19 protein-coding genes are annotated in these 21,769 nt (G+C 42.3%); 4 read left to right on the forward strand and 15 right to left on the reverse strand.

The annotated features are described in order from the left end of the window. Positions 1 to 226: 226 nt before the first annotated feature. Positions 227 to 1,369: an iron-containing alcohol dehydrogenase gene (locus V1U08_RS03345; RefSeq protein ID WP_330469914.1), complete on the reverse strand. Its 1,143-nt coding sequence runs from the start codon at positions 1,367 to 1,369 to the stop codon at positions 227 to 229. Between the two features lie 385 nt (positions 1,370 to 1,754). Between V1U08_RS03345 and V1U08_RS03350 the strand changes: the two genes are divergently transcribed. Then, the gene (locus V1U08_RS03350) at positions 1,755 to 2,045 is read left to right on the forward strand and encodes a hypothetical protein (protein ID WP_239950815.1); all 291 of its coding nucleotides are present in this window, start codon (positions 1,755 to 1,757) and stop codon (positions 2,043 to 2,045) included. 77 nt (positions 2,046 to 2,122) lie between these two features. On the opposite strand, the gene V1U08_RS03355 is transcribed toward V1U08_RS03350, so the two are convergent. From V1U08_RS03355 to V1U08_RS03400, 10 genes are all read right to left on the reverse strand, one after another. Next, on the reverse strand, positions 2,123 to 2,950 hold the full coding sequence (locus V1U08_RS03355) for a helix-turn-helix domain-containing protein (RefSeq protein WP_330469915.1): 828 nt from the start codon (positions 2,948 to 2,950) through the stop codon (positions 2,123 to 2,125). A gap of 96 nt (positions 2,951 to 3,046) precedes the next feature. Then, on the reverse strand, positions 3,047 to 4,480 hold the full coding sequence (locus V1U08_RS03360) for a 6-phospho-beta-glucosidase (protein WP_330469916.1): 1,434 nt from the start codon (positions 4,478 to 4,480) through the stop codon (positions 3,047 to 3,049). A gap of 65 nt (positions 4,481 to 4,545) precedes the next feature. Next, entirely contained in the window at positions 4,546 to 4,854 is a 309-nt protein-coding gene (locus V1U08_RS03365; protein WP_239950822.1) for a PTS lactose/cellobiose transporter subunit IIA, read from the reverse strand. Positions 4,855 to 4,914: 60 nt separating this feature from the next. Next, on the reverse strand, positions 4,915 to 5,220 hold the full coding sequence (locus V1U08_RS03370; RefSeq protein ID WP_330469917.1) for a PTS sugar transporter subunit IIB: 306 nt from the start codon (positions 5,218 to 5,220) through the stop codon (positions 4,915 to 4,917). Positions 5,221 to 5,424: 204 nt separating this feature from the next. Next, positions 5,425 to 5,730, reverse strand: coding sequence for a PTS sugar transporter subunit IIB (locus tag V1U08_RS03375; protein WP_239950826.1), 306 nt, complete (start codon positions 5,728 to 5,730; stop codon positions 5,425 to 5,427). A gap of 339 nt (positions 5,731 to 6,069) precedes the next feature. Further along, entirely contained in the window at positions 6,070 to 7,029 is a 960-nt protein-coding gene (locus V1U08_RS03380; protein ID WP_065298339.1) for an alpha/beta hydrolase fold domain-containing protein, read from the reverse strand. A gap of 101 nt (positions 7,030 to 7,130) precedes the next feature. Next, positions 7,131 to 8,447, reverse strand: a complete 1,317-nt coding sequence (locus V1U08_RS03385; protein WP_065298338.1) for a carbohydrate porin — start codon at positions 8,445 to 8,447, stop codon at positions 7,131 to 7,133. 424 nt (positions 8,448 to 8,871) lie between these two features. Beyond that, positions 8,872 to 9,867 carry an AraC family transcriptional regulator gene (locus tag V1U08_RS03390; protein ID WP_065298337.1) on the reverse strand — a complete coding sequence of 332 codons (996 nt, stop codon included), beginning with the start codon at positions 9,865 to 9,867 and terminating at the stop codon, positions 8,872 to 8,874. Positions 9,868 to 9,880: 13 nt separating this feature from the next. Then, positions 9,881 to 12,535 carry a family 78 glycoside hydrolase catalytic domain gene (locus V1U08_RS03395; protein ID WP_330469918.1) on the reverse strand — a complete coding sequence of 885 codons (2,655 nt, stop codon included), beginning with the start codon at positions 12,533 to 12,535 and terminating at the stop codon, positions 9,881 to 9,883. 5 nt (positions 12,536 to 12,540) lie between these two features. Next, entirely contained in the window at positions 12,541 to 13,896 is a 1,356-nt protein-coding gene (locus V1U08_RS03400) for a PTS sugar transporter subunit IIC (RefSeq protein WP_065298335.1), read from the reverse strand. A 374-nt stretch (positions 13,897 to 14,270) separates the two neighbouring features. Here V1U08_RS03400 and V1U08_RS03405 point away from each other — a divergent pair, with 374 nt between their 5' ends. Then, positions 14,271 to 15,470 carry an MFS transporter gene (locus V1U08_RS03405; RefSeq protein ID WP_330469919.1) on the forward strand — a complete coding sequence of 400 codons (1,200 nt, stop codon included), beginning with the start codon at positions 14,271 to 14,273 and terminating at the stop codon, positions 15,468 to 15,470. 87 nt (positions 15,471 to 15,557) lie between these two features. Here the strand turns inward: V1U08_RS03405 and V1U08_RS03410 are convergent, their stop codons facing one another. The 4 genes from V1U08_RS03410 to V1U08_RS03425 form a co-directional block, all read right to left on the reverse strand. Continuing rightward, positions 15,558 to 16,298: an SDR family NAD(P)-dependent oxidoreductase gene (locus tag V1U08_RS03410; protein WP_065298334.1), complete on the reverse strand. Its 741-nt coding sequence runs from the start codon at positions 16,296 to 16,298 to the stop codon at positions 15,558 to 15,560. A 77-nt stretch (positions 16,299 to 16,375) separates the two neighbouring features. Beyond that, complete coding sequence (locus V1U08_RS03415) at positions 16,376 to 16,822, reverse strand: MarR family winged helix-turn-helix transcriptional regulator (RefSeq protein WP_330469920.1); 447 nt, start codon at positions 16,820 to 16,822, stop codon at positions 16,376 to 16,378. 124 nt (positions 16,823 to 16,946) lie between these two features. Beyond that, the gene (locus V1U08_RS03420) at positions 16,947 to 17,918 is read right to left on the reverse strand and encodes a glucokinase (RefSeq protein ID WP_330469921.1); all 972 of its coding nucleotides are present in this window, start codon (positions 17,916 to 17,918) and stop codon (positions 16,947 to 16,949) included. 187 nt (positions 17,919 to 18,105) lie between these two features. Then, positions 18,106 to 19,092, reverse strand: a complete 987-nt coding sequence (locus V1U08_RS03425) for a LacI family DNA-binding transcriptional regulator (RefSeq protein WP_065298331.1) — start codon at positions 19,090 to 19,092, stop codon at positions 18,106 to 18,108. A gap of 236 nt (positions 19,093 to 19,328) precedes the next feature. Between V1U08_RS03425 and V1U08_RS03430 the strand changes: the two genes are divergently transcribed. Together V1U08_RS03430 and V1U08_RS03435 are read left to right on the forward strand one after the other, a co-directional pair. Further along, complete coding sequence (locus V1U08_RS03430; RefSeq protein WP_330469922.1) at positions 19,329 to 20,462, forward strand: Gfo/Idh/MocA family protein; 1,134 nt, start codon at positions 19,329 to 19,331, stop codon at positions 20,460 to 20,462. 50 nt (positions 20,463 to 20,512) lie between these two features. Further along, positions 20,513 to 21,757, forward strand: a complete 1,245-nt coding sequence (locus tag V1U08_RS03435; RefSeq protein ID WP_330469923.1) for an MFS transporter — start codon at positions 20,513 to 20,515, stop codon at positions 21,755 to 21,757. Positions 21,758 to 21,769 lie beyond the last annotated feature (12 nt).

Genomic DNA, 21,769 nt, shown 5'->3' on the forward strand with positions numbered 1-21,769 from the left:
ACCCACCTAGACCAGCAAGCAAAAACACCTAAAAACAAACAATAAACACTTGATATAAAAAATAATAAACCTAAATCTCAACCAATGAGCATTCCATTACCTATTGCTTACGTAAACGCTATTTAATGCCTAATTTTCTACTTTAACTTGCCTTAGGCGACAAAAACGACAAAGCCTAGTCAACATGTGACTAGGCTTGTTCTTAACTCACTGATTCGAATCGGTACTATAACGCTTTCTTATACAACTCAATCACTTGATCTTTTGTCATTGGACATGGGTTACCACCAGCGCATGGATCGGCTAATGCGTCATCGACCCAACTCAAGATATCCTCTTCAGTCACACCCAGCTCACCAAAACCTGCTGGTATGCCAACTCGACGGTTCAGTGCATGAAGCGCGTCAATTGCAGCCAAACTTGCCTGTTCTGCTGTCATGTCAGAGGTATCTACGCCCAATACTTCAGCAACCTTGGCAAATTTTTCTACACGGTGCGGGCGGTTAAATTCACTCACGATAGGTAACAAGATTGCGTTACATACGCCGTGAGGTAAGTCTTTATGTGCACCAGCAGGGTGAGCCATTGCGTGAACCATACCTAAACCGGCACTGTTGAAAGAAAGACCAGCAATAAACTGACCATAAGCCATCATTTCGCGCGCGTTAATATCGGTGCCATCATCTACCGCTGCTGGAAGGTTTTCTGCAATGGTTTGTATTGCTTCCAGAGAAATGTAATCGGTGAGTTTATGTGCACCAACAGAGACGTATGACTCTAGTGCGTGTGTCAACGCATCAATACCAGTCGCAGCTGTGGTGGCTTTAGGAATACCCAACATAACGCTTGCGTCATTGACTGAAATTTCTGGAATAATTTTATCTGAGATAATGACGTGTTTTACATGCGTTGCTGTGTCCGTAATAACCGCGTTACTGGTGACTTCTGCAGCCGTACCCGCAGTGGTATTAATCGCATAAAGCGGCGCCCCTAAGCGTTCGACTTTCTCGACACCGTTATAAGCGGCGATTGGTCCTGGGTTTGCGGATAGGATCTTGATCGCTTTTGCCGTATCAATCGAACTACCACCACCAAAACCGATAATGTATTGTGCACCAGAAGTCACATACATGTCATACGCATTTTTCACCGTGTCGGTATCAGGGTTAGGTCTTACATCTTTAAACAAAGTAAGCTCTAACGAGCTCGAAAGTAGTTTTTCGGCAAACCCCAACTCAACAAGCATTGGGTCACAGATAAGTAAACCTTTTTCCAAGCCATGTTCATTCGCTAAACGCTCGACTAAGGCTTCAATCGCGCCTACACCAGAGTAATTGATTTTAGGAAACGCCAGTTTAAATACGCTCATCGTGTTTATCCTTATAAGTTAAGATCTTGTTGAGGGTGCCGATCTTTTTTTGCTATCGATTTACCCTTTTATTTATAAGGTTATTAAAGCGTTTTTTTGCTCCAAATAACTTTGCTTTTTTGCCTGTCAGCGCATGAATAAGGGGATTTTTTTAAGGTTAGAGAGCCGAAGTTCACAAATTGAAAAACAGGCAAATTGCACTTTCAAAGCACACAATATGACTGGAAAATTGTTAACCAAATAGCGTGGCTAAACCAAGACTCTAATAAAGAAAAATACCGTTAAGACCTTCTAACTTTAATTACCTCGAAAATAAAAAGATCTTGATCACATTATTTAGAGTTGTCCTAAAATAAATGTGGTACCACATGAAAAGGAGGTTGAAATGACAAAGGTATTTAAGTGGATTACCACATTAGCGTTTTTGTTCTCTGTAAACGCAATGGCCAGTAGCCCGATAGAAGCCGTCAGTATAGAGTCCAGTGCACAAACCCTAAATTCAGAGCAAGTGCGCGTAGTGCTTGATAAATGGAAAGCTAATGAGTTGTCTAAAATCGACTCAATCAGAATGATACAATTCCAACATGATGGTGCACCGATTGGTGCTCGAGAAGAAATGGCAAGATATATGGTCGAAAGAAAGTATCAAGCTGCGATCACGCAACTTAATATGTAATCGACTTTTAGCCCGTAATATATGTGCTACTAATGCTTTGCCCTATTTATTAGGGCAAAGTTTTACTGCTAGCCCAATTAAATATTAACTTTTAAGCCAGAACGAACATCTCTAGGAGATACATTAAACGTTTTTTTAAACTTGGTAGAGAAATAATTAGAATCCTGATAACCCACGCGATAAGCAATGTCTGTAATTGATCGCTCACTGTATAGTAACTCTTCAAGCGCTTTACTTGCCCGAACGTAATTCAGGTAACTATTGTAATTGAGACCCGTCAAGCGATTGAGTATCTTTGTCAGCTGTTTTGGTGAGATATTCGCTTTGTCAGCAAGGTCCTGTAACCCGTTTGCTTCTGAATAATTTTGCTGCAGATAAGAGATGATAGAAATCACTTTCTCTTCACCGCTGTCTCCAGTAATTTTGCACACTTTTCCACGCGATAACTCGACCAAAAGTAGGTTAAACAGTGACTGACAAATGATGTTTGACTCTGCAGATATCGCGTGTGACTCGGTATCCAGTCTTGCGATAATTTGATTCACATGTTGGCTACTTGCTTCATTGAGAAACCAACCATTAGAATTCTGAGACCCCTTAGGTAAATACTTCTGCAGCGATGAATCTACTGAAAGTTTGGTTTGATCAAACAATACGTTGCTAAGGTGAAGGTCATTAACATTCTCAAATAGATGCCTGTCTTCTCGCTTTACGAAACATACATAATTTTTACTCAAGTTCATCGGCACGTCATTAACAACGTGAGTTCCGCTTCCACCCGAGACAATAATTAATTCTTCAAACGAGTGGGCGTGCTCCGGATAAGCAGACTGTGGCGCTCTTAACTCCGTTGCGATAGGAAGAGCAGAACTAGAAAAAAACTCAGAGGACTTTAGATAAATCATAACCGTTCCCTTCAGACAAATTCTGCATTGAGAAATCTTCCATGAGCCAGGTAAATAGAGGGGCACTACTGCCCCCCTGTTGAACAATCTCGAGACTTAAAGGTTGTCTCCGTTGGTATCAATCACGTCTTTGTACCAATGGAAACTCTTTTTCTTGGAGCGTGACAAATCACCAGTGCCATCATCATGTTTATTCACGTAGATAAAGCCATAACGCTTCTTGTATTCACCCGTGGTGAACGAGACACAATCGATACAGCCCCAAGGTGTATAACCCATTAACTGTACGCCATCTTCCACGACTGCTTTCTTCATCTCGCGTATATGCGCTTCGAGGTAAGCAATACGATAATCGTCATTAATGCTGCCGTCTTCCTCAACGCTATCCAGCGCACCAAAGCCATTTTCTACAATAAATAGTGGTTTTTGGTAACGCTCATTCAGCGTATTTAGAGAGTAACGCAGTCCAACCGGATCGACCTGCCAGCCCCAATCAGAAGACTTAACGTGTGGATTAGGTAAGCTACCTGGGAACCCTGTCAGGCCTTTACTTTCACTCTTATTGCTTGCTGAAACGGCTACAGACATGTAGTAGCTAAGACCGATGTAATCACAACAACCATCTTTCAGGGTCTGCTCGTCACTCGGGTCCATTTCAATGTGATAACCTTTAGATTCCCACTCGGTCTCAATGTAAGACGGGTACTCACCTCTGATATGTACATCACTAAATAGGAAACGGTCACGCATTGCCTGATTAGCAAACAGCACGTCTTCTGGATCGCATGAGTATGGATAGATTGGAATAAACGCAATCATGCAGCCAATTTGGAAATTTGGATTAATTCCACGTCCCAGTTTTACCACTTTTGCGCTCGCAACCAATTGGTGGTGAACAACCTGATACATTGTCTGTTCTGGCTTTTCATCGTCATTAAAGATCACACCAGAACACGCATAACCAAACAGAGGGTAGCTGTAGTTCTTCTGGTTATTAATTTCGTTGAAAGTCATCCAGTATTTTACTTTCTCTTTGTAGCGCTTCATTACTGTTTCAGCGTAATGAACAAAGAAATCGATAACTTTTCTGCTGCGCCAGCCGCCATACTCTTTTACCAAGTGATTTGGCATTTCGAAGTGAGATAACGTGATAACTGGTTCAATACCGTATTTCAGCAACTCATCAAACAGATCATCATAAAATTGAAGCCCAGCTTCATTGGGTTCAATCTCATCACCTTGTGGGAAGATACGCGTCCACGCAATTGAGGTTCTGAAACATTTAAACCCCATCTCCGCAAATAAAGCGACGTCCTGCTTGTAGTTACCGAAAAAATCAATCGCCTCATGGTTTGGGTAAAAAGTTCCGTCTAGTACACCATCTGTAACAACACGTTCTTTATCTACCGCCCCACCACTGAGTACATCAACGACACTAGGTCCCTTACCATCTTTGTTCCACCCACCTTCTACCTGGTGAGCAGCAACTGCCCCACCCCATAGAAAGTCTTTTGGAAATACATTCTTCATTTATAACATCTCTTACAATAATAAAACCAAGCTTTGAACAGCACTTAGAGCTGCTTAATTACGCGTTATGCCTGTAATTTACGATGAATATTGATCAGTTCTTCGATCAGTTCACGTGCTAACATCGATGTCATGATATGGTCTTGCGCGTGAACCATAATTAGATTCACTGGTACCTTGCCCTGACCTTCATCCATACCAATGAGTTCAGTTTGCACACCGTGAGCACGTTTAGCAGCTTCGGTAGATTGCGTTAAAAGATCATCGACATCTTCCCATTTACCTTGTTTAGCACTCATCAAAGCTTGCATTGCCAGGCTTTTAGACTCACCGGCATTGATGATAAGTTCCATTACTGTAGCTTCTAGATCCATAATAACATCCTAAAAATCTAATTAATTTTAATAACTTTATAAATATAAGAAGTAAATAATTCAGTTCATAAGAAGAAGGGCATCATTAAGTATTTTTTCGCCATTCATCAAGCCATAATCTAGAGAGTCAATAACTCCGAAAGGCTTATCTTTCGATTCTGTCTTATTTTTTAATTCTAATAATTTATGTTTAACTTGTGGTCCGAGCAAGAAGCAATCAAATTTAAATATATAGTCTTCAAAATCTGCAATTGATATTGGTTTAATTTCTACATTTACATCTTTAGCAAACGCTGCAAATTTCATTTTATTTACAACCATATTTGCAGACATACCTGAGGTACAACATAGCAATATTCTTTTCATAATATTCTCTATATTTAAATTAAAGCCTCTCACCCTAGAAAGTAACCGGTTACATTTAAAGGTATAAATAATAGTTGTAGCACCGAATCTGTTTAGAAAAGGAGAAAGGTGCCAAACGAGTATCAAAAACTTAAGAGAACAACAAAAGTCACTAACTTGTTGTTATTTATACAAATAAAACCGGTAACATTTCAATAAAAAATTTTAGGCAAGCATTGCCAAAGCTTCATCAAGGATTTTATCGCCCTTCATCATGCCATAATCCATTTGATTGATAACCGCAATTGGCTTCTCAACACTGTCAGCTTTTGCTTTAAATTCACCAAGTTTGTATTTGATTTGTGGACCTAATAAGAAGCAATCGTACTTTGATAGGTTCGCATCAAATTCGTCCAGACCAACAGCATTAATTTCAACTTCGATATTTTTATTAACAGCGGCTTGCTGCATCTTTTTAACTACCATACTTGTAGACATACCAGCAGCACAGCAAAGAAGAATTTTAGTCATGTTATACACCTTTTTGTTTCATTTTATTCTATACGTATATATTACTCTTTTTTATCTAACAGAGAAATAAACTATTTAAATATGATCTTCAAAGTGTGATTTAATTCAAAAAGATCATTTATATATAAAAACACAAATTTTAGTCGCGATAAAAATTAAGATTACAAAATTAATAGATATTAATTTTGTAAGTCAACGTTATTTTATTATTAATAAAAAAGGCCAATGCTTACATAAAATAAACATTGGCAAAAATAGAGCTTAAAATGTAAGTGTTTCTTTAACTTTCAAAAGAGGTCAATGAATACTCAAATGACCTCTTAGTCAGTTTAAGTGTGGTTACTTCTTCAAGTTGTCATCAAGGAAACCAATTACTTTTTCCATGATCTCAGGTTGATACCATAGGAAACCAGCATGATCAGCACCTTGAACCACGTAACGCGTAGAATCGATACCTTTATCGATCAAAGCTTCATGCAAGATTTTGGTCTGACTCGGTGAAACAATTGGATCCTTATCACCATGCATCAACAAAAATGGGGGAGTTTTGTCGGAGATGTGAGTCAACGGATTTGCATAAGCCGCCTTTTCAAGGTTACTTTGAATTGAGCCTCCTTCCATAAACGGAACGCCATTCACTAACATGGCTTCAGGAATCGCTTCCGATTGATGTTTTTTCTGACGTTCTGGTGAAAAATCAGCGGCCACTCGAGTCAGATCAGACAAACCGTAAAGATCGATCGCAGCTTGTACATCACTGCTGTAATCCAAGTTTGCGCCTTTATCGAAATCTTTCATACCGTTCGTTGTCGCGGCAATCGCTGCCAGGTATCCACCCGCCGACTCTCCCATGATAGCAATACGCTCAGGATCGATTCCGAATTTTTGAGCATTTGCACGCATATAACGAACTGCTGATTTCACATCTTCCAACATTCCTGGGAATGTGACCATCGGAACCACGCGATAATCGATACTCGCTACTACGTACCCTGCTCTCGCCATATCGACACGCTGACCAATGAATTTTGTTTTGGGTGCATCCATAAATCCGCCGCCCGTGACAAATAAAACCGCAGGCAAAGGATCAGGAGAGAATGGCTGGATGACATCCATAGAAAGCTTGATCGGGCGACCCATGTTATTGAATGTTTCTGAATAAACAAAATCAGAATTGAGTCGAATTGGTGGAACAGACATGTCTACTGCAAGTTCAATACTGTCTTTTTCTGCGGATACGGCCGCTGAAGAAGAGACTAAAAATGCAGACACCAACAGAAATTGCTTCATTTTCTTCATCATTTTTCCTTATAAACAACAGAAGTTGTTGTTAGTTCGAAGTAAGCTTGGCAATGACTCAGTGACCACTTTGATAGGTGGTCACTGAGCCCTAATAGCGCTTAAAAGAACGCTTCCATGCGGAAACCAATACGCCATTCATTATCAACATCTAAATCTGTGATTTCTTGGTCACCGCCAACATATGCCACACTGAAGTTAGTAATCGGAGCGATCCATGGCAATGTTTTTAGCTGAATAGAAGGACCAACAGCGATCTTATACATATTACCCGTATCACCTTCCACACCATTTCGGTTGCTCATGTGTGCATAAATCGCTTCATATTGCATAGAAAGATGATTAGTTAAAGGTTGATAAACATTTACACCAGCAAAAGCTTTTTGTTCAGTTGCTCCACCATAGTAGTATGATTTTGAAGGAAGATATGGGTTGATATCCATCAACTCAGTGACACCACGCTCGTCTTCTCGATCGGTGTACTCATAAGTTAATGCAGGCTCAATAGTAAAACCTTTAAATTGGTTAATCATACCGTAGTAAGAAGCGCGCATTGATACATCGCCTTCTTCACTCAGTACTGTAATTCGGTTGGTGTTCAAGTATGGAGCAATCACGCCTTTACCTGCTTGAACGATAAAAGTAGAGCTACCGTCCATACCCACATAAGAACCAAATTTGTACTTACCAAATGCACTGAATGCGTCACGCTTAGTTCCGTAATGAGGAAGGTTTGGCACACCTTTATCATCTAAATACGTAAATCTATCACTCAGTTCTTTGACGTAAGTTGCACCAAATTCTGCGTTACCAATTCGATATGCAAAATCAACCAGGTATCTTGAAGGCTCGGCTGTTTTGTAAAACTCATCACTCCAACCTGATGGTTCATCCTGGTTGTAACCAATAGTTAAGTCAAAGTTGTCACTGTTATAACCAAAACCCGCATCTGCGTTAATTTCACGGATGTTGTAGGCAAAAATACGAATGCGCTCACCGGTATATTTGCGTCCAGCCCAAACAACCGCATCACTCGGTAGAAAGTCGAGGCCGCCGTATTGTGCGTAGAGTTGTTGCGCTTCGACGCCTTTGTCTCCGTACCCAACTATTTCAAAAGTCAGGTCAGCCCATTGGCCCTCTTCTGCTACACCTTCCCAGCGCTTATTCATTGCAAGTGCAGTGAACATGTCGTGCCAGTAGCTGTTTGCCATGTCACCCATTTTACCGCGAGGGTCTTGGTTTGGACCGGTTGGATCAATATGGAATGCTAGGTTTTTGGCTTTACCTGTTTCTGCGTGGAAATCACTCGCCACCATTGCATAACCGTGGAATGTGAAACTATCATCAGCAAATGTAGGGACGGAAGCGGTTGCGGCAAGCGCTGCTGAAATTGCCACCACCAAGTTCAACTTCTTCATTTATTATACTCCGTGTTTATATTTATCATTTACGGAATAGCTACTTAAATCGTCGATAGAGTGTATGTATTTCAATTAAATACAATAATCGAGAAACTGGTATCGTAGAAAGTAACCCACGTAAATCTGTTTATATGTAGAGCACACAGTGAAACACCCCTGTTTCTTACTTATATACCCAACACTGATAGTTTCCTAAATTCACGGGAGTATTATTATATCGGTTGTTGCACTCATGATTGTCGGATATTGCGCTACTGCGATAGTTCACATTTTATCCATTTAACAATCTAAGTTTATTTTGTGACTTGAGTGGTATTTAGCGACTAGTTTTCTATAACCTAAGTAAATATCAATGCGCAACATCACAAAACAAAAAGCCCCTCCTAATTAGGAGGGGCTTTCTTAATAGTTAATAGCGTTATTAATCTTCGTCTATCTTGTTGATGTATTCAATCATCGAAGGATCTTTAGTAAATCTAAACTTGTCACGATATTCTTTGATACTGACATTATATTTATCTTTAAAAACTCGGTAAAAGTGAGATGCGTTTTCATAGCCAGTCATGTTAATAACATCGATGATTGCGTGATTGGTGTACTTCAGCAAGTAAACCGCTCTCTCTAACCGTTTCTCAAGAACCAATTCACTGAACGTCTTGCCAGTAAACTTTTTAAGTAAACGACTGATCTTGTAGTTCGGCTGGTTGAGTTTATCAGCTATCACTTTCAGACTCGCGGTCTGGTAGTTATCGTCAATATACTTCAAAACCATTAATGCCAGTGACTCTGAGTAGTTAACACTGACATAGTAATCACTCTTATCAATGTTAGATAAAAGGTCAGTAATCAGTAGCCCTACCAGAAAGTGAACCCTCATCTGCTTTAGCGAGTTGTCACTGTAAATCTCGTTAATGATTTTAAACACGGAGTTCTGAAGATCTTCATTGTCTCCGACTTTGAAATGAATATGTTCGCCAAGTCTATTACGGCCATTAATCGAAGCTAATATAAACTCTGTAATTAGATTTTCATTATCAAATAAAGAAATAAGGCGTCCGATGAATTCCGGCTCAATAATAAGGTTAATTATTATATCGTCTTCACCAGCCGCCTCAATTTCATGTTGAGCGAATTGATTTAATAAAAGAATTTCACCCTGATTTTGTTCAATTGTTTTACCATTTACAACTTGACGCATTTTACCTTGATAAACATAGACCAATTCGATGTAGTCGTGCGAATGTAACGGCACACCAATAAATCGGGTTTGCTTCTCAATAAAAATATGTCTGTCTCGGAAAAACTCACGCTTGACGCGCTTAGTAAATATATGATTAAAATCAGGCCTTTGCTCTAATAATTCTAACTCTTTATCAGTGTATGATAGTAACTTTTCATGCACTTCAGCGTTCAACATGCTCTGCCTTACATCAACAACTCTCTTTGGCGCACACTAAACCAGTATTCAATGTTAGGTTCAACTGCTTAGTGTCAGATATGTCGATGTAAACATGTTTTTCATTTAAGCTTTTGACTAAATATCCGCTGATAGAGTTAGTCTGTGACTTCGGAAGAATCAGTTCACACAAGTCCAAGCCATGTGGGATTTCAATGGTCAGGTTTATGGACTCTTCCTCTCTGTACCAATGACAACTAATCTCTCCTTGTACCGATTTAAAGCTCGCTTTTACTTGAGAGACATGGCCATCAAAATACGGCTTTATTTGTACTTTATTCGCCGCACACGCATCTTCTTTGACAGTGATGCCAGCCAAACCGTTATAAAGCCATGAAACATAAGAGCTAAACATTGCATGGTTGCATGAGCCATTGTGGTTATCACCAAAAAACTCTTTCAACGCACCACTATTATCCCGAAGCATGTGTCTTATGCCAGCCTCACTCTGCAGCCATGGGTAAACAAGATGGTTAAAGTCATACTGGTTAGCGAGCTGATAGAAGAAGCTTTGTCCAAATATGCCACACTCAACGTCATACCCTGCAGAGATAACCAACTTTTCGAGCGACGCTATCAAGGAGCCAGGGTTGTCCTCTAGTTTAAAGTAAAGCGCAAATACATAGCTGGTTTGGCTTCGATCGCCATAACTGCCATCGTCGTTACGGTACACGTCAATCAGGGTTGCTTTTAACTCTGCTACCCGCTTCTGATAACGCTCCAAGTTTGCCGTTAATCCTAAGATTGACGAGAATTCATCGAGTAACAGCAGGTGATAATAGTAAAAACAGGCTGCGGTAAAGCTTAATGCCGGGGAACCTGATTTTACGTTCTTCTTATCCGCAACTTTGCTTCCCCAATCTCCCAGACAGAAGTTGGCGATCTCATCGAGCTTAATGTCGTTGAGGTGCTGTAACTGTTCTTCCAAATAAGGGTAGACACGTTTAACTAGCTCAATATCACCGTAAAACTGGTAATGCGTTTTCAGCAGGTATGGTACCGCTAACTGCCAACCAAGAGGCCCCGCTCCATCACCAGTCCCTTTGGTCTGAATTCCCATAAAGGGTGCCGTCTCTGGAAAACCACCGTTATCCATCCTGTCTGCAATAAAATCTTCAATGGTTTTCTCGTACAGCTTCGCTGAATCAAACATCATCGCCTGAGACTGTGCCAAAGCAACCATATCTCCGCCGTAAGCAAGTCTCTCACGGGCGCAGTCTTCGATCACAGAATGGATATTGTTTAGCTTGGTTATCTTAGCCGCTTGATATAGCTTGGTTAACTCCTTATCAGAGCACTCAAAGTTCCCCGTTTCAGCCAAGTTAGTATGCGCATACACAGCCTTAATATCGTGTAATTGCTCAAGTGTTAACCCCGTGACTTCAGCGTAACGGAACGAATGATAAACAAACTGGTTGGTGTATTCGTTCAGCCCATCGCGACAAATACATTTATCTCGCTGGTCCGCTCGGACAGGCGCACCTTCACCGCCAGGAACAATCACCCCCTCAGCGACTTCTTTGCCGACAAAGCCAGCCAAGGTCGAATCCGTATTAAGAGTGCCATCAGCGTTTATTTCTTCACTGTAGAGCAACTCCACAGACGCGCCATCTTCACCCATAAAGGTTAAGTTAATGAAACCACTCACCATGGCGCCAAAATCGAAGATATGACGCATATTGTCAGTCGATATCACGTTAACTGGCGTTAGCTCTCGACCACGTGTGATTTTCTCAATATAACTCGGTTTCAGAACGCCTTCTGGACTGTGGGTTGTAATTGCATTATCCCATGAGGTATCCAGATAGGCGTTGCTACCTCGAGTTTGTTTTATTAGGCGTAAATCAACGGTTTCACCCAAATACATATTATTGAATAAGTATGGCCCTTGTGCAGTTAGCCAACTTTCATCACTCGAAGTAATTTTCTCTTCACCACTACCTCTGATAATAATATCCGCGAGTAGCTTTGGTTCACCTGTGGTCAAATTTCTGCGCAAGTTATACTTGCCAAATAAAGTTAATGGTGATGGGTTATACCAACCATTTCCCAGCTCAACCAGAACTTCGTTATCACCTTCATGTAGATAATTTAGAATATCGAACGTATCGTAATAAACAATTTTACTATAATTCGTCCAATCGTTATTTAATTCATAATTGGACACTTTATTGCCGTTAATATAAAGGTTGTAGTAACCCAAACCAACCAGGTTTATATACGCTTCATCGACAGATTTTAAAATATTGACTGATGTTTTAATAATAGGATTTCGATGGTAATTATAATAATCATCATCAACTACCCTACTATTTTTAGAAGTAATCCATTTTGCTTCGAATTGACCAAAATTACCGGTGATGAAGTAGCTTAATAAACGTCTTTCCTCACCGTTAGCACCAAAAACAATCACTTCAACTTCATATTTGTGGTTCTTTTGAAGCTCAATTTCTTGAATGGTATAGCAACTTTCGTTGCTAACCATCTCTTTAAAATAGACTGTTTTGTTTTTTTGGCTAACTTGAATAGTAAAATGTGACTGTGTAAATCCTGCCTGCCATCTTAGCTTGATTGGTGTTTCATCTAAAACAGCAGCCTCACTTTTTCCATTTACTGTTAAGTTATTCATGGTAATTAACTCTTAGTTGATGCTTCTGCGAGTTCTAGTGACTCTTCAGCTTCAAATTGAGCACGAGCGCGTTTTTGTTCTTCAATTTGTTGTTCTTCGGCTTTTTCTTCAGCGAATGCAATTCTGTCTGCAACCTTGAAGAACAGATACCAGCCAGCAAACCTTACAAAGAGTGACAAGAACTGGAAGGCGGCTATTTTCCAACTACCCTGCATGAAACCAGAGACAATAACTGGCATGCCCGCTGGCGTCATTACACCTGCGACTGCTGGAAGGATACCTGCAACCGTCAGGTAATAAGCAGCGCCTAGCATTATGCTGTTTAGTAGAATGTATGGAATTGCTAACGCAAAGTTCATAACCAGTGGAACACCGTAAGCCATAGGTTCACCGATAGTGAACACCGCAGGTGCTACAGAGATACGACCAAGAGTCTTAAAGCGTTGGCTTTTCGCCATGAAGGCTAGCATGAATGCAAGTGGTAACAAGTCACCAGCAGTGTACGTCATGAAGAAGGCAAAGCCAGTAATGTTTGGTGTTGGCGCGCCAGAAGAGAATGCAGCAAGCTGAGCAGCGTCCATGGCAAACCAGATTGGCGCCACAATACCCAGTGTAATTGCGTGGCCATGTAAACCAAAGAACCAAAGCGTTTGTGCAAGTATCGAAACCAGAATCACAGAGCCAATTCCAGACCCTAAGTTGGTCAGTGGCGCTTGGATGATACCGTAAATGATGTCATGGACACTGCCTAAACCATTAATCGTAATCGTCGCAGAAAGGACAGTGAAACCCGTTAGGATAATGATGCCTGGTACCAGAGCTGAGAACGACTTAGAAATAAACTCCGGCACACTTTCCGGCATTTTTATTATCAAGCCTTTTTTGGTTATCGCGACGAATATTCGTGCAGAAATAAACGCAACCATGATCCCGGTAAATAGACCCATAGAACCAAGCCACTGACTAGGAATGCTGTATGCCTGACCAAGTGGGCCGAACTCACCTAACTCGTACGGAGTAAGGATAAAGAACGAAATCATGGAAATCAGCCCGGCGGTAAATCCATCAACATCAAAGCTTTTCGCTAAGGTGTAAGCGACAGAAAACGACACGATAACGGCAAGAAAGTTGTTGGTAAAGTTGATAGGAATATCGAAAAAAGGAGCCAGATTATGCTGTGTGATAAAGTCTTGATACACACCGAGAGGAAATACTTTTAAGAGTGTTGCGAACGAGCTCATGATTGTTGCCGGTAACACCAGCATCATTCCGCGCATGATCGCTTGTAAGTATCGGTTTTGTCCGATCTTTTGCATGATAGTCATCATTCTATCTTGCATTACATTAGCATCAAATTTCATAACTTCAGACCATTTTTTTATTAATATCTTAAACACCGGTTTATTGTCATACCATCGACAATAAAGATCAGGGTGTAGTACAGAAAACCCATACTCGAATGTTAGAGAAAAAGGCAAACCTCCAACATATCGAATGTTGCAAACGAGATTGACCATCCTTGCACAACATCAGGCTATTGATGCATTACTGAACACTTTCTCGTTATAACGGGCACAACGATTAGACATTTTCTGGCAAGGTTTGCGGAAGATCGGGCAACAGCATATCGACACATCCCCCTTACAATTAACCTGACGGTCAAACTGACCGCCACTCTATTATCTCGTCATACAGCATTGGCTTAGATGATCTAAGTTGTCGAAAGGATATTCCCGTGCAAAAAAACGTTAATCGATTTTCTTTTGTGGGAGCTTCACTGTCTCTGATGGTGACCTATGTAACTTCCGCAGTTCCTATCCCGCTTTATGGTACTTACCAGCTTCAAGACAATGTTAGCTATCTTGAACTGTCGTTAAGCTCAGTGGTCTACTTTATCGGTGCAGTAACTGCGCTGGTTCTATTTGGTCGGTTATCTAACCATTGGGGACGAAAGAGCGTTTCCGTTATCTCTTTATTACTGGCGGCACTATCCGTGGCTGTATTCGTTAATGTACATAGTGCAGCGCCACTCATTTTAGGACGTTTATTGCAAGGCCTTGCTTGTGGGTTAGCGTCGACAGCGTTGGCTTCGTGGCTGGTTGATCACGCCCCTTCGGTCCCGTCGTGGATTCCTCCAGCCGTAATCAGTTGCGGGCCAATGACAGGCCTTACCTTTGGTGGTGTCGGCTCGGGCTTTTTGATCGAATACGCGCCTTACCCGCGTTTATTACCTTTCGGTATCGCTTTTTGTCTTATCGCTTGCTGTATGGTGTTAGTCCTGAAAAGTCAGGAGACCATGAAACGCAAGCCAGGTGCTTTGTCGTCACTGAAACCAAACTTCACACTGCCGCCTTCCGCTAAAAAAGCGTTTCCGTTGGCGGCGTGCACATTTGTCTGTACCTGGGCTCTGGGTGGATTCTTTCAGGCCTTTGGCCCCGCAATGGCGCATGAACAATTGCATTCTCAGAGTGCGGTAGCGGCAGCATTGGTTTTCGCTTCTATTATGGCACCAAGTTCTATTGGCGCTTCTATTGCAGGCCGGATGACACCATCAAAAGCTCAATTTGCAGGTATGCTTTCATTTACCGTGTTTGTGGGCGGTATCTTGCTAGCTCTGCAACAAGGAATTTTGAGTGCCTTCCTGGCCGCCAGTGTTTGTGCGGGTATCGCTCAGGGTCTGGTGTTAACTGGCAGTATCGGGACGATGGTTTCAGGACTATTACCACACGAACGTGCAAATGTCTTTTCCGTGATTTACGCAACGTCCTATATCGGCGCCGCGCTACCGACATTTATTTCGGGTCAGCTATCAGATCAATTTACTCTGCTTCAGATCGCCTGCGGCTACGGCGTCTTGGCTCTATTTGGCTCAGCCGTCCTGCTAGTTAGCCGTATGACGAGTAACCCAAAAGAAACTGCAGGTGAAACATCTTAAAATAGTTTCTTAAACTACCTTTAAGATAAAAAAGCGAGCGGAAAAACCGCTCGCTTTTTCGTATTCATAATCACATGGCACATCAGATTACTGGATGTACGCACCACCACATACTGGGTTATAGGTTCCTGTAATGTGAGAACTCGCTTCACTCGCAAGGTAACGCACTGTGTTGGCCACATCTTCAGGTGTCGCTACGCGTTGTGTTGGAGTAAATGAGCGGATCATCTCTTTGAATTCAGCTGGCGCATCTTTCGTTGCGTCTGTTTCAACAAGGCCCGGTGCCACAATGTTAGATGTGATACCCAGTGGACCAAGCTCTTGAGCCAGATATTTATTAAAGCTATCGAGCGCACCTTTTGCTGTACCGTGAGCAATAAAGTTCGGTGCAGGAACTTCTGACAAGGTGCTAGAAATAAAGACTAAACGACCAAATTGCTTTTCTTTCATACTCTTCGCGGCTAGCTGAGCTGTCTTATATGCTGCGTGCATTTCATCATTCAGTTTTTGTGCAAACTCATCCCAGCTCTGCTCGATAAATGGCTTAGCGGTAAAGTTCATGTTGGCATTCGAAACTAAAACATCAACACCACCATGCTCTTGCACTTTTTCAAACATCGCTTCAATCTTTGCATCATCACGAACATCCGCTTGAATCGTGTATGCCTCTCCACCCTTACTACGGATCTCTTCGGCTAATTGCTCTGCAACGGCTGAGCTGTTCACATAGTTAATAAATACACGATATCCGTCTTCTGCCAACGCTTTTGCTGTAGCTGCGCCAATACCACGCGCACCGCCTGTCACTAATGCATTACGTTTTGTCATGTTCCTTCCTTATGAATTTACTTAGGTAATAACAGCGTTTTGTGGCTGTCTCACATTACTTTTATCAATCTAAGCTTTCAGCTATTCAGTTGTCTTAAACTGGTAATCACTGTTGATAAATTTTGTTTGCTTGTTTGTAGGTTCGCTTCATCAATGCCCTGTTGAGCATCATGCAAAACACTCGTCGCAATCACTTCACACTGTTCAACAACACCAAGCGATTTCTCAGTCAGAATAACGATTTTACTGCGACTATCGTAAGGAGAGCGCTGACGCTCAATCCAGCCACGTTTCTCAAGTCCGTCTATTGAACGACTGACACTGGACTTTTCCAGATACAACAGCTCACTGATCTGACTCTGAGTCATAGGCTCACTGTTTTTAAGAACCAGAATCACCCCCCACTGCTCCGCGGTCATATCAATGCCTGCGTCTTTAAAACGCATCGTTAATAATCGATTAAAGAGCCGGCTTGCTAAGCCAGTTAAATGTCCAAGTGATTGTTGATGACTGTAGTTGTTCACTTTTACTCACGATCGTTGTTGTTTATATAGTTGTATACACAACTATATAGTTAGTTGTCAATGATTGTCATTTAGTTAATTAGAAGCCCGAATCCAATTTATGGATTCGGGTTAACATAAAATATTAATCAATAGAGATACTTAAAGATTGTCTGATGTAGGTGCCCGCACCAAGCAGCCCAGGATCGGAATGAGTGATCAAGAATACAGGGATAGATTGAAGGTACTCTTTAAAACGGCCTTTATCTTCAAAAGCCACTCGAAAGCCAGACTTGATGAATAGGTCTTGAACTTTAGGAACAATACCACCAGCAATATACACACCACCAAATGAACCATTGGTCAGAGCAAGATTACCGCCAAAACGCCCCATCAAAATGCAAAACAGATAGAGTGCGCGCTCACAATCTTTGCATTCAGATTTAAGTGCTTTCTCTGCAATCTTTGCCGGAGTGTAATCTTCAGGCTCGGCACCACGGTGTGACACCACAAAGTCGTATATGTTTCGGATACCTTGGCCAGACAAACAGCGTTCCGCAGACACACGACCGAACTTGTTACGTAGGTAAACGATCAAATCGTCTTCTTCTGGAGTACAAGCAGCCAAGTCAACATGTCCACCTTCTCCCGGTACACTGTGCCAAAGGTTTCCACCATGGATTAACTGAGCAACACCAAGCCCCGTCCCCGCTCCGTAAACCGCAATTGGTTTATTTGCGATTGGCTCGCCACCACCAATTTGAACTCTGTCCTCAAGATTTAAGCTTGGGATAGCAAAGGAAACCGCTGTGAAATCGTTAATGACTTCCAAAACCTGAAGGTTGAGTTGGGATTTTAATTCCTGAATAGAGAACTCCCAGTGGTGGTTAGTCATGGAAACCCAATCCCCCGTTACCGGACAAGCAATCGCAATACAGGCCGATAAGATTGGAGTGTCATGACGCTCAAGGTATTTGCGAATCACGATTTCCAGCGTTTCATATTCGGCAGCAGGGTAAGTCACGATATCGCTGATCGTCCCTGTCGCTAACTCACAAAGTGCTAGACGCGCGTTGGTTCCCCCGATATCCCCAACCAAGGCATACTGTTCCGACATTACTTCTCCTTAATAATACTCAAAAACAATCACGTGTATTTATGGCGATAAACGCTCTCAGAGCACAACCATGTAACGAAATGAAACGTTACATACAAAACGCAAGTTAGTCAACGCTCAACAATCCGATATCGTGAGCGTTGCAACGTAATAATCGCAATTAAATATAGCAGAGGGAAACAGGTAGTTACGCTGAATGTCTTACCATCAACGAATGGTGGATGATTTTCGATGTTGCAGTGTTGCCTTCAATACGTTGAGTCAGCATTTTCATTGCCGCCTGACCCATTTCGAATGTTGGCTGCTGGATTGTGGTGAGTGATGGCTCAAACATATCTGAAATTGGAATATCATCGAAACCAACTACCGCAACATCTTGAGGTACCGCCTTGCCCATTCGGAATAGCGCTTTCATAACGCCAATCGCCAGCATATCTGAAACGGCAAAAATAGCGGTTGGCGGTGAAGGCAAAGTCAACAAACGTCGCGCCGCTAACTCACCTAATGGATAATCAATGCCGCCCATCGACTGAATGTAACCGTCTTCGATCGTTAATCCGGACGATTGCATAGCGCTGATAAAACCTTCACGACGCTGTTGAGCATAGATATAGCGTTCGTCAGAGTTCACTAACGCGATGCGTTTATGGCCTTTAGATACCAGATATAACACCGCATCTTCAGCCGCTTGTTTGTGGTCAATACTTACGTAAGCAACCTGCGAATCTGGCACATACTCAGAACAAGCAACCCAAGGCAAGTGAACAATACGCTCAGGCAACTCTAACTGCGCAGTCATTGGATCTAGGCTAATAACGCCAGCAACCTGCTTCTGCTCCAGCATGTCCAGATACTTAAGTTCTTCCCATCCATCCCCTTCGGTATTAGTCAGAATGACGGAGAAGTTGTGCTCTCTGGCAGCTGCTTCAATGCCATTTACGATACCGCTATAAAAAGGGTTCTCAATGTTAGGCACAAGTACCATCACGAGTTTTGTCCCGTTTAATTTCATCACCGGATTACTTTCAGGCAGTTGGTAGCCCAAAGTTTCAATGGCTTGTTTCACCTTTTCCCGGGTGTGTGGGCGAATAGACTGGCTGTCATTAAGTACCCTCGAAACCGTTGCTGTGGATACACCAGCATATTTAGCCACATCAGCGACAGATGGACGCATAGATTTTCATACCTATATAAAACGCAATGAAACAAATGTAACACGTAATGCATTTTCACTCTATGTTTTCGAGTGAATAACCCACCGTGATCTAACTCTCAAAGTACTTTTAGTTTGTGATTCAAGGCATAAAAACAAGCAGGAAATTCAGGAATTATTTAGCCACCAATTCATTTTGATATAGCTTAATGTAATGAAATGTAATGTTACACAAGAAGACATAAACGGAGCGTAGAATGAGTAAATCAAGTATTAATGCAGTAATCGTGGGGACGGGAATGATTGCCCATGTGCATTTCCGATCTCTGAAAACTGCTGGAGTGAACGTACTTGGATTAGTAGATGCCAACCCAGAGCAAGCTCAAGCGGTCGCAGAGAAATGGGGCGTGATGGTATTCGACGACTTAGAGCAAGCGTTACAAAGTGAACAAGTAGACGTACTGCACATCTGCACTCCAAACCGTTTTCATCACCCAATGGCTAAACAAGCACTTGAGGCAGGAAAACATGTTATTTGTGAAAAGCCATTAGCCACTAATTTAGAAGACGCCATCGAGCTTCAACAGTTGGCGCAAGAGAAAGACTTAATCACTGGTGTGCCATTCGTTTACCGCTACCATCCAATGGTGCGTGAAGCTAAAGCGCGCATTGCAAGCGGTGAAATTGGCCTATTGCATTTAATTCACGGCAGCTACCTGCAAGATTGGTTACTTGAACAAACGGATAACAACTGGCGTGTTGACCCGAAACAAGGCGGTGCATCACGCGCATTTGCCGATATAGGTAGCCACTGGTGTGACTTAGTAGAATGGGTAACGGGTGAGCGATTCACAGATTTAACCAGCCATTTCCATACTGCGCAGAAAGAGCGTTCAACCAACGCAACTGAGACGTTCAGCGAGCGTACTGAAACTGAAGTATCAACAGAGAGTTCAGCTGTAACCACTGAAGACATCGCTAACTTACTTTTAATTACCGATAAAAGCACACCGGCAACACTAACAGTTAGCCAGGTCTCTGCAGGTCGTAAGAACCGCCTTTGGTTTGAAATTGATGGTAGCAACGCCAGCCTTGAATTTGACCAGGAAACGCCAGAGCAACTATGGGTTGGTCGACGTGATTCGCGCACTTTACTGGTTCGAGATCCGACCCAAGGTAGTGCTGAACAAAAACGCTTGTCATTGACCCCTGCTGGTCATGCACAAGGCTACAGCCACTGTTTCGATGCTTTCATTAGTGATTTCTATGACACCTTACTCGGCCAGAAACCAGAAGGTTTACCGACTTTTGATGACGGTCTTCGCGCCGCCAAACTTATCGATGCCGCTCTGACTTCAAGCAAAGAAAGACGCTGGGTGACTATCGACTAACAGAATAACCAATTTGTGAAACACCCCTACTTCAATAAATGGATAATATTATGAAAAAAAACAATTTTATTGTTCCTCGCTTGCGCGCCATGATGTTTTTGCAATTCTTCATCTGGGGGGCGTGGTACACCTCTATCGCGGTATACATGTCTCAGGTAGGCATGAGTGATCTGACTCACTGGCCATATACGGTTAACCCGCTGGCGGCGGTTATTGCACCATTTTTCATTGGTCTGATTGCTGATAAATATTTCGCCACGCAAAAAGTTTTAGGCACGCTACACCTTTTAGGCGCAGCATTTTTATTCGCAGCCCCTCAGACCATTGAGAATCCAACCCTGTTTATAGTGGTACTGTTGGCTTATAACTTGGCTTACATGCCGACATTAGGCTTGTCTAACTCTTTGGCATTTAGAAACATCGAAGACCAGGAGAAACAATTCCCGACGATCCGAGTGTTCGGTACCATTGGTTGGATCATTGCAGGTCTGTTTATCAGCTTCGGATTAAGCGGTGTGTTCGGCGTAGCCGCAGAGCAAACAGCAATGCCACTTTACACAGCAGCAACGGCAAGTGTGATTCTTGGTATCTTTAGCTTCATGCTACCTGACACACAACCTGCAGCAAAAGGAACAAAAACATCATTCGCCGAAATTGCCGGCATCAACGTATTTAAGCAGCTAGCAAGCCCAGCATTCTTTGTCTTCATGCTGGCTTCGTTCCTAATCTGTATCCCGCTAGCAGCCTACTACAACTTTACTCAGCTTTTCCTAAGCTCTATGGACATGGCGAATATCGCTGGTATCCAGACACTAGGTCAGGTTTCTGAACTTGGATTTATGCTACTGATGCCATTCTTCTTCCGTCGTCTGGGCGTGAAATGGATGCTGGTTGTTGGTATGGGTGCTTGGGTCCTTCGCTATGCATTATTCGCGATCAGCGCTCCTGACTCAGTGGTTTGGATGATCATGGCTGGTATCGCACTACACGGTGTATGTTACGACTTCTTCTTTGTCACAGGCCAAATCTACATTGATAAACAATGTAACGATAGCAACCGCGGCCAGGCGCAAGGTCTACTTGTTTTGGTGACTTACGGTGTCGGTATGCTGGTTGGCGCGCAAATCGCCGGCATGGTTTACAACGAATTCTTACAAGGCGCAAATCAGTTAACACCTGATAACTGGGCAAGCTTCTGGTGGATTCCAGCAATGTTCGCGGCTGGCGTAGCACTGCTATTCATCCTGTTCTTCAAAGAGAATCGCTCTACTTCAACGCAAACTGCAAACGCCTAATTTAAATTTTAA

Source organism: Vibrio sp. YYF0003 (assembly GCF_036350715.1).
Lineage (GTDB): Bacteria > Pseudomonadota > Gammaproteobacteria > Enterobacterales > Vibrionaceae > Vibrio > Vibrio natriegens.

Bases quoted from the DNA above. Each gene is read 5' to 3' on its own strand.
- V1U08_RS03345 (WP_330469914.1), bottom strand. From the start codon at position 1,369: ATGAGCGTATTTAAACTGGCGTTTCCTAAAATCAATTACTCTGGTGTA.
- V1U08_RS03350 (WP_239950815.1), top strand. From the start codon at position 1,755: ATGACAAAGGTATTTAAGTGGATTACCACATTAGCGTTTTTGTTCTCT.
- V1U08_RS03355 (WP_330469915.1), bottom strand. From the start codon at position 2,950: ATGATTTATCTAAAGTCCTCTGAGTTTTTTTCTAGTTCTGCTCTTCCT.
- V1U08_RS03360 (WP_330469916.1), bottom strand. From the start codon at position 4,480: ATGAAGAATGTATTTCCAAAAGACTTTCTATGGGGTGGGGCAGTTGCT.
- V1U08_RS03365 (WP_239950822.1), bottom strand. From the start codon at position 4,854: ATGGATCTAGAAGCTACAGTAATGGAACTTATCATCAATGCCGGTGAG.
- V1U08_RS03370 (WP_330469917.1), bottom strand. From the start codon at position 5,220: ATGAAAAGAATATTGCTATGTTGTACCTCAGGTATGTCTGCAAATATG.
- V1U08_RS03375 (WP_239950826.1), bottom strand. From the start codon at position 5,730: ATGACTAAAATTCTTCTTTGCTGTGCTGCTGGTATGTCTACAAGTATG.
- V1U08_RS03380 (WP_065298339.1), bottom strand. From the start codon at position 7,029: ATGAAGAAAATGAAGCAATTTCTGTTGGTGTCTGCATTTTTAGTCTCT.
- V1U08_RS03385 (WP_065298338.1), bottom strand. From the start codon at position 8,447: ATGAAGAAGTTGAACTTGGTGGTGGCAATTTCAGCAGCGCTTGCCGCA.
- V1U08_RS03390 (WP_065298337.1), bottom strand. From the start codon at position 9,867: ATGTTGAACGCTGAAGTGCATGAAAAGTTACTATCATACACTGATAAA.
- V1U08_RS03395 (WP_330469918.1), bottom strand. From the start codon at position 12,535: ATGAATAACTTAACAGTAAATGGAAAAAGTGAGGCTGCTGTTTTAGAT.
- V1U08_RS03400 (WP_065298335.1), bottom strand. From the start codon at position 13,896: ATGAAATTTGATGCTAATGTAATGCAAGATAGAATGATGACTATCATG.
- V1U08_RS03410 (WP_065298334.1), bottom strand. From the start codon at position 16,298: ATGACAAAACGTAATGCATTAGTGACAGGCGGTGCGCGTGGTATTGGC.
- V1U08_RS03420 (WP_330469921.1), bottom strand. From the start codon at position 17,918: ATGTCGGAACAGTATGCCTTGGTTGGGGATATCGGGGGAACCAACGCG.
- V1U08_RS03425 (WP_065298331.1), bottom strand. From the start codon at position 19,092: ATGCGTCCATCTGTCGCTGATGTGGCTAAATATGCTGGTGTATCCACA.
- V1U08_RS03430 (WP_330469922.1), top strand. From the start codon at position 19,329: ATGAGTAAATCAAGTATTAATGCAGTAATCGTGGGGACGGGAATGATT.
- V1U08_RS03435 (WP_330469923.1), top strand. From the start codon at position 20,513: ATGAAAAAAAACAATTTTATTGTTCCTCGCTTGCGCGCCATGATGTTT.